Raw genomic sequence first — 11,663 nt, forward strand, 5'->3', positions numbered from 1 at the left:
TAGGTTCGTCAGTAAAAGCGCTATGTATTTCAGACGGCGAAATTATATCCCTACGATATACGTTAAGCAAGTTATTATCATGAATTAGCCAAAATAATAGCGAATCGCATCAACATTCTTTTATAAATGTTATTTTCAAATCACCTTAGGGTATTCAGAAGGTTAGAATATTGAATATTTTCATGTTATAAGAGCACTATAATTAACATAATAATATTTTTAAATATCGCCACTTTATGTATACATTTAGTCAATTAATTGCTCGAAATACCATTTTAGGCCTTATCTTCAGTGTCAGCCTAATTTCGTTATGTACTTGGTTTAGTCAATCCTTGCTTGTAGAGCGCCAAGCTAAATTTGAAAGCTCTCTCGTTGCAATGTCTAGCGCATTGGATCAACAAGCAAGTATACAAACCATCGTCGAGACAATAAAAAGCTCAAATGACTTTCGTCTATTATTAATTACCAACGATGAAAATAAGAACTTGATTAGACATCAAGGCGCGCAGCAGCATTTAATTTCAACGTATATTGCACCTGCTGATAAAGAAGTATGGCTAAATAGCCATAGCTTGAAAGTAACTTATGCCCTAGCTGATGATCTCGTTATCGAAAAACTCATCAGTACTTCCGGCGCTATTCTTTTGTTAACTGCTGTGTTCATCGTACTTTCAAGTATTGTTAGTATGAAATCCTACAAAGCATTCTTTAACACAATTAATTTGCAGATTCGCAAAGATATCATGTCGTTTATGCCGGCAAGTGAAAGTGAGATGCAGTATAAGAGTAAAGCAACGCTCGAGTTACCTGAACTTAAAAAAGGCCTAACCTCGTTACAATCGTTACTTGATAACCACAAAGCTAATTCAAATCAACTCGAAAAAGAAGCTTATACAGAAACGCTTACGCAATTGCCAAACCGTAATCGTTTTGTTCAGTACTTTGAAACCAAAGTAACAGAAACACATGAAATTAAATTTGGCGTATTGCTCATAACCCGTTGCAGTGAGTTACAAACAATTAACCAAATCAGCGGTTATAAAGAAGGTGACAACTACATCTGTAAAGTTTCAGATATATTGAAAAGTGAAATTGAAAAGTATCAGGGGGGCCAATTATTTAGGTTAAACAGCTCTGACTTTTCCACCATTTTGCCTAACGTGCCATTAAAAGAGGCTGAAAAATATGCCCAAGCGTTAACTGAAAAGTTTAGTCAATACCAACAAGCTTCAGACCTCGACTCAGTCGCTTATACCGGCCTAGTAACCTTTACAGATTCAGAACCCCTTGGTGAAATCCTTGCTCTGGCTGATACCGCAATAAGCGTAGCTCAAACGCAAAGCACAAACGCTTGGTATGCCCAAAAAGAAGGCGACAGCGATCAAACAGGGAGTCACTACGGCAATCAAAATTGGCGACAAGAAATAGATAGTGTATTAGCCGCACAGCGAGTATCACTTTTGATACAACCAATCAAACCATCAACGAAAAACACAAAAATGTATGGTGAGATTTTAGCGCGCTTCAAAAATGCAAATAAAGATACGCTACCAACAGCTTCTTTTATTGCAATGGCAGAAAAACTCGACAAGATTGTCGCAGTTGACCGAATGATCATTGAACAAGCACTCACAGAAATTAATGAAAAAAACCTACAAACATCGCAATTCGGGATCAATATCAGTTCACGCAGTATTCACGATGAACATTTTTTAGTGTGGCTAGAACGTCGTTTATTAAGAGAAAGCTCAATCGCACCAAATTTGATTTTTGAAATTACCGAGTACGGTTTACAGCAAAATGTACAAACCAGTAAGCGCTTTATAGATATGATTCACCGAGTTGGTTCCCGTGTTACGGTTGAACGATTCGGTGTCGGTTTAACATCATTCAAATTCTTTAAAGATTTGAAGCCTGATTATATTAAAATGGACAGCACCTACACCCGTGATATTGATGAAGATAAAAACAACCAGTACTTTTTGCGTGTCATGGTTGATTTAGCTCACCGTTTAAGTATCAATGTTTTGGCTGAAAATGTAGAAACTCAGGAAGAAAAGCATACCTTGGAAAAACTATTTATCGACGGTTGCCAAGGCTTTTACATCGGAAAACCTGAACAAATGTAAGCTCAAATATTATAGAAAAAAATGGCGCTTAGGCGCCATTTTTGTTGTTTCGCATCGATAAATTTACATTTCTTAAATAAAATAAAAGCCATAATAGTTATCCGGTTGTTATCTCAGTAATAAACAAGGATAATAGATACAATTTTTTCGATTTAAATACCTAGAATGACGGAATACTTTCTCTTATTAGTCAGTACAGTACTCGTTAACAACTTTGTCCTGGTTAAGTTCCTTGGGCTATGCCCATTTATGGGCGTTTCGTCTAAAACAGAAACGGCTATTGGTATGTCGTTCGCCACGACATTCGTAATGACGCTAGCTTCAACGCTAAGCTATTTAATTAACACCTATATTCTTGATCCTCTTTCATTAGAATTCTTGCAGACCATGGCATTTATTTTAGTGATTGCAGTCGTCGTTCAATTTACTGAAATGGTCGTTCATAAAACCAGCGCCAATTTATACCGTTTGCTTGGTATTTTCTTACCATTGATTACCACCAACTGTGCTGTATTAGGGGTCGCGCTATTAAACATCTACGAGCAACATAACTTCTTTGAGTCGGTTGTTTATGGTTTTGGCGCAGCATTAGGTTTTTCAGTAGTTTTAATTATGTTTTCAGCAATGCGCGAGCGTTTAGCTAACGCCGATGTGCCAGGACCATTTAAGGGTTCAGCTATTGCAATGATCACAGCAGGTTTAATGTCATTGGCCTTTTTAGGATTTACGGGGCTAGTGAAATAACATGACAACGTTAATTGCTATTCTCGTTATAGGCTTACTTGGCGCCCTATTTGGCGCACTGCTCGGGTTTGCTTCAGTAAAATTTAAAGTTGAAGGCGATCCACTTGTTGAACAACTTGATGCCCTTTTACCTCAAACCCAATGTGGTCAATGTGGATACCCAGGTTGTAAACCATATGCTGACGCTGTAGCCAATGGTGAAGCAATAAACAAGTGTGCGCCAGGTGGTGAAGACACCATCAAAAAAATCGCAGACTTAATGGGCGTTGAACCGGTTGCGCTTGATGAAAGTCATGAGCAAGATAATACGCCTAAAGTAGCCTTTATTATTGAAGACGACTGTATTGGTTGTACTAAATGTATTCAAGCCTGCCCTGTCGACGCCATTATTGGGGCAGCAAAACAAATGCATACGGTGATTGCCGATGAATGCACCGGTTGTGACTTATGTGTTGCACCGTGCCCTGTTGATTGTATTGAAATGCACCCAGTGAAAGAAACACCACAAAGTTGGCGTTGGGATCTCAATACTATTCCTGTAACCCACATTGAATAATAGAGGTCGTGGTGGAATCAATCATCGAAAGAATAAATAACGGTAAATTCTGGCAGTTTCATGGCGGCGTGCATCCACCTGAACAAAAATGGCTATCAAACGACAAGCCTATTCGCCCATTAGAGTTACCCGAATTACTTGTCTTGCCACTCCAGCAACACATTGGTTCAGCAGCGAAACTAAGTGTTGACGTTGGCGACTACGTATTAAAAGGCCAACCGCTCACATACAGCCATATGCCAATGGCAGTGCCGGTGCACGCACCGACAAGCGGTACCATAGAAAAAATTGAACGTGCAACCATTCCTCACCCATCAGCAATGCAAGAGCCTTGCATATATTTGAAGCCCGATGGTAAAGATAAGTGGGTAGAACGTGCCGTATGTGACGACTTTTATTCACTATCGCGTGAAACGATTATTGAGAAAATTGCTAATGCCGGCATCTCAGGTATGGGCGGTGCTGGTTTCCCTACTCACATAAAAGTTAATCAAAAGCCAGTCATCGATTTTTTAGTTATCAATGCCGCAGAGTGTGAGCCTTATATCACGTCTGACGATTTGCTGATGCGCGAACACAGCCCCAGTATTATTGATGGTATAAAAATCCTTGATCACCTGTTGTTACCAGGTCATATCCTTATTGGGATTGAAGATAATAAACCTGAAGCGATACGTGCATTACAAAAAGCTACTGAAGGCTATGACAAAGTTAGGGTTTGTGTATTGCCAACAAAGTATCCAACAGGTGGCGAGAAGCAACTAATTAAAGCACTAACGGGAAAAGAAGTTCCTGCTGGTGTTATCCCTGGGCAAATGGGCATTGTGATGCAAAACGTAGCAACCTGTTACGCGATTGCAGATGCCGTTATTAATGATACCCCGCTAATTAAACGCGTGGTAACGGTAACAGGTCAAAGCTTAGAGAAACCACAAAACGTATGGGCATTGTTAGGTACGCCTGTCGAATTTTTGCTTTCGCAATGTGGCTACAAAGAAGCTGAAAACAGCATGCTCGTTATGGGCGGGCCAATGATGGGCTTTACCCTACCTAGCCCTAAAATACCTATCATAAAAACTTCTAATTGTGTTTTAGCACCAAGCAACAAGGAAATACCAACCCCAAGCGACGAACAAGAATGTATTCGATGCGGCCAATGTGCTGATGTTTGTCCTAGCCATTTGCTTCCTCAAGAACTCCAGTGGAGCGCTAAAGCTAAAGATTACGAACAATTAAAGAAACTAAATCTGTTTGACTGTATTGATTGTGGTGCCTGTGCCTTTGTTTGCCCTAGCCAAATACCACTCGTACAGTACTATCGTGTGGCGAAGGCTGAAATTCGTTTTCAACAAGTACAAGAAATTAAAGCCGACAAAGCAAAAGCACGATTTGAAGCGCGCAAAGCGAGACTTGAGCGTGAAAAAATTGCCCGCGAAGAAAAACATCGTAAAGCTGCCGAAGCACGTCGCGCAAAAATGAATGCTAATACGCAAGAAGCTAGCCAAGCTAAGTCTGCGGTAGCAGCAGCGTTGGCTCGCGTTAAAGCGAAAAAAGGCGATGACGCGCAAGAGCAAGAGCAAGTAGACAACACCAAAACAGAACAAAAATTAGCTGTAGTAGCTGCAGTTGCGCGTGCAAAAGCCAAAAAAGAGGCAAAAGCAGCTCAAGAGAATACTTCAAGTAGTGCTTCATCGCCAGACAAAGACCGTGTTGCCGTTGCTAGAGCTAAAGCCAAGAAGCTAGCAAAAGCGCAAGAAGCTGATACCACAGAAGTTCAGGCAGAAGATACAACGGCAGACAACTCCTCTGCTAACGATAAAAAAGCACGGGTAGCCGCTGCGGTCGCGAAAGCGAAAGCCAAGAAAAAATCTGCACAATCAGCAGTTAGTTCAGCCAGCGACACAACAAGTGAAAAAGCTGTGGCCGCAAAGCCCAAAGACGCTAATGAAAAAGATGATAAAAAAGCACGTATTGCTACAACCGTAGCAAAAGCAAAAGCTAAAAAGCAATCATCGACAGATATTGACAATCCTGCTCAGGAAGAAATAACTAAAGAGCCTGTACAAGCAGTTTCAGCTACTGATGATAAAAAAGCGCGAGTCGCTGCAGCTATCGCAAAAGCTAAAGCTAAGAAACTAGCGAAAGCAACTGACGTTGAACCTGAAGTTGACGTTAACGAATCTACACCCGATAACTCGGTTGATGATAAAAAAGCACGTATTGCCGCTGCAATTGCTAAAGCAAAAGCTAAAAAACAACAAGCAGAAAATAAATAACCTATGACCTATTGGATAGCCAGTTCTCCACACAACCATGCGCAATCAAGCACAGCAGCTTTGATGCGCTTAGTAATATTAGCCACATTACCCGGTATTTTCGCACAGTGGTACTTCTTTGGTTGGGGCAATATTATTCACATATCAATCGCCACTATAACCGCGTTGGTTTGCGAATTTTTTATGTTGTCGCTTAGAAAGCGTAAAGTAAAACCAGAGCTGTTAGACGGCAGTGCTATCTTAACTGCGGTATTAATAGGGATTAGTTTACCGGCAATCGCACCATGGTGGGTGGCCGTAATTGGTAGCGCGTTTGCAATTATTGTTGTTAAACAGCTATATGGTGGCATCGGGCATAACCCATTCAACCCAGCAATGGCCGCCTACGTAATGCTACTTGTATCATTTCCGCTTCAAATGACCTCTTGGCAACCGCCGTTAGAACTGATGCAATTTTCTCTTGGTTTTTTTGACACGCTAACGGTGATCTTAACAGGCTTCACGCCTGATGGATTTTCCGTAGAGCAACTTCGAACACATATTGATGGCTACACAATGGCAACACCGTTAGATACCGTCAAAACCAACCTAACCTTAGGAATGACCGTTGCCGAAAGTACAACAAGCCCTATTTTCGGTGAGCACTTTGCGCTAGGTTGGGAATGGATAAATATTGGCTTTCTACTTGGTGGGATTTTTCTGATTTATAAAAAAGCAATTCCGTGGGTAACACCGCTCAGCTTTTTAGCGAGCCTGTTTGTTTGTTCATTTATTGCTTATGCCATATCGCCTGATAGTGCATCTTCCACCATGTTCCACTGGTTAACTGGCGCAACAATGCTCGGTGCATTTTTCATTTTAACGGACCCAGTATCAAGTGCTACGAGTGTTAAAGGTCGCATGGTATATGCAGCGTTAGCAGGTTTCTTAGTATTTATTATTCGTGAATTTGGTGGTTACCCAGATGGCGTCGCCTTTGCTGTTTTACTATGTAATATGGCTGGCCCACTTATTGACCAATACACTAGACCACGTACTTATGGTCATCAGGTAGAGAAATAACAATGAAAAAAGCAATCAATAAAAATGCCCAATTGTTAGCTGCCTTTGCCATTGCCTGTACATTAGCTGTAGGTGTTATTAGCGAGTTAACGTCAGATAGAATAGCGCAACAAGAACAAGCTCAACTGCTAAAAACCTTACATACAATTATTGATAAAGCAGCAATAAACAATGATCTTTATCAAGACTGCACGATAGCCAATGATCCTTTACTTGGCTCAACCGAAGATCAAACAGTGTATTTGGGCAAACTTGATGACGCGCCTGTCGCAGCGGCAATAACCGCCATTGCACCAGATGGTTACAACGGAAAAATATCCCTACTCATCGCCTTTGATATTGATGGCATAGTGACCGGTGTACGCACATTAAAGCACAATGAAACACCAGGCTTAGGTGATAAAATTGAGTTAAAACGCAGCGATTGGATCACAAGTTTCAACGGTAAAACTATCACTAAGTTGAGCGATTCACGATGGAACGTAAAAAAAGATGGCGGTATGTTTGATCAGTTTACAGGTGCGACGATAACCCCACGCGCGGTGGTAAAAGCCGTAAAAAATGCCAATTTATATTTCAACCAGCATAAACAATCGCTGTTTGAAAGCACAGTGTCTTGCCGAGGTGAGTCATGAAAATGAACGCAGAATATAAAGAACTTGCCATTCAAGGGTTATGGAAAAACAACCCGGGCCTAGTTCAATTACTTGGGCTTTGTCCATTGCTTGCCGTAACTGCCACAGTAACAAATGCACTAGGCTTAGGTTTGGCGACACTACTCGTATTGATAGGCTCTAACGTGACTGTTTCTTTAGTTAGAGAGTGGGTACCCAAAGAAATTCGAATCCCCGTTTTCGTATTGATTATTGCCGCCTTTGTAACCGTTATTCAATTACTTATGAATGCTTATACCTATGGTATTTACCAGTCTTTAGGGATTTTCCTGCCATTAATTGTGACCAATTGCGCGATTATCGGTAGAGCTGAGGCTTACGCCAGTAAAAACCCAGTAAAACAAGCAGCCTTTGACGGCTTAATGATGGGCTTAGGGTTTGCGCTGGTATTAATTGTACTCGGTGCAATTCGTGAAGTACTTGGACAAGGTACGTTATTTGATGGCGCTGAGTTACTCCTTGGTGAGTGGGCAAGTGTTTTACGAGTAGAAGTTTTACATTTAGATAATAAGTTTTTACTCGCGATATTGCCGCCGGGAGCTTTCATTGCGATGGGCTTTTTAATTGCAGTCAAAAATTACATTGATGAAAAGCAAAAAGAAAAACAAAAACTACAACAATCACAAGAAGAACCAAGCACCATTGAGCGTGTTAGGGTTAATTTTGACTAATGAATAAAGCAAAACGTTTAGAGATTTTAACGCGACTTCGCGACGATAACCCACACCCAACAACTGAGTTGAATTTTAATAGCCCGTTTGAGTTGCTTATTGCCGTTCTGCTCTCTGCGCAAGCAACAGATGTTGGCGTAAACAAAGCAACAGGACCTCTATTCGCTGCTGCCAATACACCACAAGCCATTTTAGACTTAGGCTTAGATAAACTTAAAGACTACATAAAGACGATTGGCTTATTTAACACAAAAGCTGAAAACACCATGAAAACCTGCCAAATGCTGGTTGATTTGCACGGTGGCGAAGTACCAGAAAGTCGTGAAGCCCTTGAAGCACTGCCCGGCGTTGGCAGAAAAACCGCCAACGTTGTATTAAACACAGCGTTTGGCTGGCCGACAATAGCTGTCGACACCCATATTGACCGTGTATCAAACCGCACCAAGTTCGCTATGGGTAAAAATGTAGTAGAAGTTGAACAAAAACTACTTAAAGTTGTACCTGCTGAATTCAAAGTCGATGTACACCACTGGCTTATACTTCATGGTCGTTACACTTGTGTAGCTCGTAAACCCAAATGTGGTGCATGTATTATTGAAGACTTGTGTGAGTTTAAGGATAAAACCGAATAAGGTAACGGCAGACTTTAGCTAAATGCAAAAATTAGAGATTACGCCTCCTACAAAGTGTATAACGAAGTTCTTGCAAAGCGAATAAAATTATATCGTGTTTTTACTCTTTGAGAATTATTAACCTGAGGACAATTTATCGATATATAGTTTTTCAACAAACTCTAAAAAGGCTTTTACTTTAGGTATTTTTTCTCGATTACGCGGATAAAGTGCAAAGATATCAACATCTGTCATTCCCCAATCGGGAAGTATATTAACTAACCCACCAGCCTTAACCTCTTCTTCGCTCATATATTCTGGCAATACAGCTATTCCTGCGCCATCAACGATAGATTGCTTTAATAATGCAAAGTCGTCTACTAACAACCGTGGACTGCAGTTTACTGTATAATTTTCGCCTTTGTCGGAACTTAGGCTAAGCTTTGAATCATTACTCATTGGATTCATTACAAGTAGCTTGTGCTCTATTAATGCGCTTACAGAACCTGGCGTTCCCTGTTGAGCGAGGTAAGCAGGACTAGCATATAGTTTTCGCCTAACTGTTCCTAGCTTTTTTGCGATAAGCATAGAGTCATTGAGCTGACCGATTCGAATCACCACATCATAACCTTCTTCTATAAAATCTACTCTCCTGTTAAGTAAGCTCAATTGTAGCTCTATTTCTGGATACTGGTGCAAGAAGCTAGCTAATGCAGGTTTTAAAATCCATTGACCTGTTGCTACAGATGCGCCGACTTTTAATTTTCCTTTATAGCTATGAAGTATCTCTGAAACTGATGCTGTGGCTAAATCTAGCTCTTCATGTACCCGTTTACAATGCACTAAATACCGCTTACCAGCTTCGGTTAAGTGTTGTGAACGTGTCGAGCGTTCCAGTAATGTAATGTTTAACTGCTTCTCCAAACGAGAAACTTTTCTGCTAACGTTTGCTTTAGGGATGCCCAACCGATCGGCTGCTAAGGTAAAACTGCCCGTTTCGATTACCGCCAAAAATACCATCATGTCATTCAAGTCATGATTCATATTATCGCCCTTCCATAATTGTTGTTAGATATGAAATTATCTTATCAACAAAGCAGTATTTATCAAACAAAAGCTTCTCCCTACAATAAACCCTATTGAATTAACTAACTTATCCACGGAGAGCAATATGCAAATACTGAGTCGAAGTTCATTACCTTTAGGTGGTTTTGCTGGACTTACAGAACACCGCTTAGTCACAGATAGTAGAGTTTTTGGTGGAAGAAAAGCACCTAATACCTTCGAAGGTATAGGGAATTTTGTTTATCTTGCCGATGCTCAGTTCAATCCTAAGGGTGAAACTCATATGCACCCTCATAAAGAAATTGATGTCATATCAATAATGATGGAGGGCCGTGTTAGCCATGAAGGTTCACTGGAGCATGGACAAAGTTTAAATGAAGGTGAGGCCCAAGTACAACGTGCAGGTGGTGAAGGTTTTACGCATAACGAAGTGAATCCAGACAATAACAAAAACAGAATGTTGCAACTTTGGGTATTGCCAGATGAATCAGGGCAGCGTGCTGGATACAAACACTACTCTCTCGAAGCGAACGGAAAAACACGTATTTATGGCGGTAATAAGAGTCAAAAGGAAACTTTTGATAGTACAACTTATATCGATGTCGTTCGTCTCGAAAAAGGTGAAAGTATATCACTCGAAAGTGAAACTCTGCTTTATGTAAGCAGTGGTTATGCCGAGGTCTCTGATGAAAATAGCACCTTTGCAGCAGAAGGTGGGGACTTGATACGCAGCTATAAAACTCAAATTAAAACAAACAGCAATGTTGAAATCGTTGTTGTGAGTACTTGTAAGCAATAAATATATTTAAATGATTTAACGGAGATAACCATGAACAAATTTGCAGAAACACTAACTACAGGCAACGCGGTTCTTGCGATGATTGATCATCAAACTGGACTTTTAGTGAGTTGTCGAGACCAAGACCCACATTTGATGACAGAAAACATCAAAGGCTTATGTACGATGGCAAAGGTTGTTGGAATGCCAACGGTAACCACGGCGAGTATGCCTGATGGCCCTAACGGACCAATGATGCCCGAAATCACCGATATATTAGGTGAAAAGGTAATAGAACGTGCCGGAGAAATTAACGCATGGAAAAGTCCTGAGTTTAAACAAGCTATTGAAGCGACAGGTCGTAAAAAAATAATAATGGCAGGAATAGTAACTGATGTATGTTTAATGTTTCCTGCAATTTCTGCGGTTGCTGAAGGTTATGACGTTTATGCTGTGGTTGATGCGTCCGGCACATGGAATAAGGCCGTCGCAGATGCGTCTATTCACCGCATGACTCAAGCCGGTGTAAAAGTCGCGACTTGGGCTTCTGTATTAGCAGAAGTAATGGATGATTGGCGCAGTGAAAAAGGTATGGAGCTTGGCGGTATATTAGGACAACACACCACCTATCGCTGGGTATACAATAGCTTTTTACAAGCCAACCATTCTTAATAAAAACTATAAGTATGCTGAGCTAGTACTCAGCATGCTTATTTGAGAAGAAAAATGAAAGCACCGAACAAACACCTAGTTGCATTAGTAAACTACTTAGCATTGGTGCCACTGGTTTATTTTATTCCTGCATGGTTGCAACCATACTTACCTGATAATCAGCTTCTACAAGTATGTATCATTGTAGCGGTGATCGTACCTATCATTTCTTATATTGTGATGCCAATAACCATGCAATTTTTAAAAGATAATAGATAAGACTCATGTACATAAGAGTGTAAAAGTGGAAAAAACTGCACGTAAGCCGAAATGTGGTGCGTGTATTATTGAAGACTTATGTGAATTTAAAGATAAAACAGAGTAACTTCTGTCTGCTTTGTTATATTATACCGATTCCCCTCCCATTAAGTCTTTCGTTTGCAGAT

The 11,663-nt window shown here is 40.6% G+C and carries 12 protein-coding genes and 1 pseudogene; 12 read left to right on the forward strand and 1 reads right to left on the reverse strand.

What is annotated here, in order from left to right; genetic code table 11:
* The first annotated feature begins 236 nt into the window (after nucleotides 1–236).
* The 8 genes from QQK02_RS15425 (at nucleotide 237) to nth (ending at nucleotide 8,744) form a co-directional block, all read left to right on the forward strand.
* Entirely contained in the window at nucleotides 237–2,129 is a 1,893-nt protein-coding gene (locus QQK02_RS15425) for an EAL domain-containing protein (RefSeq protein WP_284209029.1), read from the forward strand.
* Nucleotides 2,130–2,294: 165 nt separating this feature from the next.
* Nucleotides 2,295–2,873, forward strand: a complete 579-nt coding sequence (gene rsxA / locus QQK02_RS15430) for an electron transport complex subunit RsxA (protein ID WP_284209030.1) — start codon at nucleotides 2,295–2,297, stop codon at nucleotides 2,871–2,873.
* A 1-nt stretch (nucleotide 2,874) separates the two neighbouring features.
* The gene (gene rsxB / locus QQK02_RS15435) at nucleotides 2,875–3,429 is read left to right on the forward strand and encodes an electron transport complex subunit RsxB (RefSeq protein ID WP_284209031.1); all 555 of its coding nucleotides are present in this window, start codon (nucleotides 2,875–2,877) and stop codon (nucleotides 3,427–3,429) included.
* A gap of 11 nt (nucleotides 3,430–3,440) precedes the next feature.
* The gene (rsxC, locus tag QQK02_RS15440) at nucleotides 3,441–5,705 is read left to right on the forward strand and encodes an electron transport complex subunit RsxC (protein ID WP_284209032.1); all 2,265 of its coding nucleotides are present in this window, start codon (nucleotides 3,441–3,443) and stop codon (nucleotides 5,703–5,705) included.
* A 3-nt stretch (nucleotides 5,706–5,708) separates the two neighbouring features.
* Nucleotides 5,709–6,767 carry an electron transport complex subunit RsxD gene (rsxD, locus tag QQK02_RS15445; RefSeq protein WP_284209033.1) on the forward strand — a complete coding sequence of 353 codons (1,059 nt, stop codon included), beginning with the start codon at nucleotides 5,709–5,711 and terminating at the stop codon, nucleotides 6,765–6,767.
* Between the two features lie 2 nt (nucleotides 6,768–6,769).
* Nucleotides 6,770–7,402: an electron transport complex subunit RsxG gene (gene rsxG / locus QQK02_RS15450; RefSeq protein WP_284209034.1), complete on the forward strand. Its 633-nt coding sequence runs from the start codon at nucleotides 6,770–6,772 to the stop codon at nucleotides 7,400–7,402.
* Between the two features lie 2 nt (nucleotides 7,403–7,404).
* Entirely contained in the window at nucleotides 7,405–8,112 is a 708-nt protein-coding gene (locus tag QQK02_RS15455) for an electron transport complex subunit E (protein WP_284209041.1), read from the forward strand.
* Nucleotides 8,112–8,744 carry an endonuclease III gene (nth, locus tag QQK02_RS15460; protein WP_284209035.1) on the forward strand — a complete coding sequence of 211 codons (633 nt, stop codon included), beginning with the start codon at nucleotides 8,112–8,114 and terminating at the stop codon, nucleotides 8,742–8,744. The genes QQK02_RS15455 and nth overlap by 1 nt, the downstream gene beginning before the upstream one ends.
* Nucleotides 8,745–8,861: 117 nt before the next feature.
* On the opposite strand, the gene QQK02_RS15465 is transcribed toward nth, so the two are convergent.
* Nucleotides 8,862–9,767 carry a LysR family transcriptional regulator gene (locus QQK02_RS15465; RefSeq protein ID WP_284209036.1) on the reverse strand — a complete coding sequence of 302 codons (906 nt, stop codon included), beginning with the start codon at nucleotides 9,765–9,767 and terminating at the stop codon, nucleotides 8,862–8,864.
* 127 nt (nucleotides 9,768–9,894) lie between these two features.
* On the opposite strand from QQK02_RS15465, the gene QQK02_RS15470 reads away from it, so the two are divergent.
* The 4 genes and pseudogenes from QQK02_RS15470 to QQK02_RS15485 form a co-directional block, all read left to right on the forward strand.
* Nucleotides 9,895–10,587 (forward strand): pirin family protein, encoded by a 693-nt coding sequence (locus QQK02_RS15470; protein ID WP_284209038.1) that lies wholly within the window; start codon nucleotides 9,895–9,897, stop codon nucleotides 10,585–10,587.
* A 30-nt stretch (nucleotides 10,588–10,617) separates the two neighbouring features.
* On the forward strand, nucleotides 10,618–11,238 hold the full coding sequence (locus QQK02_RS15475) for an isochorismatase family protein (protein WP_284209039.1): 621 nt from the start codon (nucleotides 10,618–10,620) through the stop codon (nucleotides 11,236–11,238).
* A gap of 54 nt (nucleotides 11,239–11,292) precedes the next feature.
* Nucleotides 11,293–11,496: a hypothetical protein gene (locus QQK02_RS15480; protein ID WP_284209040.1), complete on the forward strand. Its 204-nt coding sequence runs from the start codon at nucleotides 11,293–11,295 to the stop codon at nucleotides 11,494–11,496.
* 34 nt (nucleotides 11,497–11,530) lie between these two features.
* Nucleotides 11,531–11,602 (forward strand): annotated as a pseudogene (locus tag QQK02_RS15485) (endonuclease III); the annotation flags it as partial.
* Between the last annotated feature and the right edge of the window lie 61 nt (nucleotides 11,603–11,663).

Origin of the sequence: Thalassotalea eurytherma (assembly GCF_030161415.1) — a bacterium.
GTDB classification, from domain to species: Bacteria; Pseudomonadota; Gammaproteobacteria; order Enterobacterales; family Alteromonadaceae; genus Thalassotalea_G; species Thalassotalea_G eurytherma.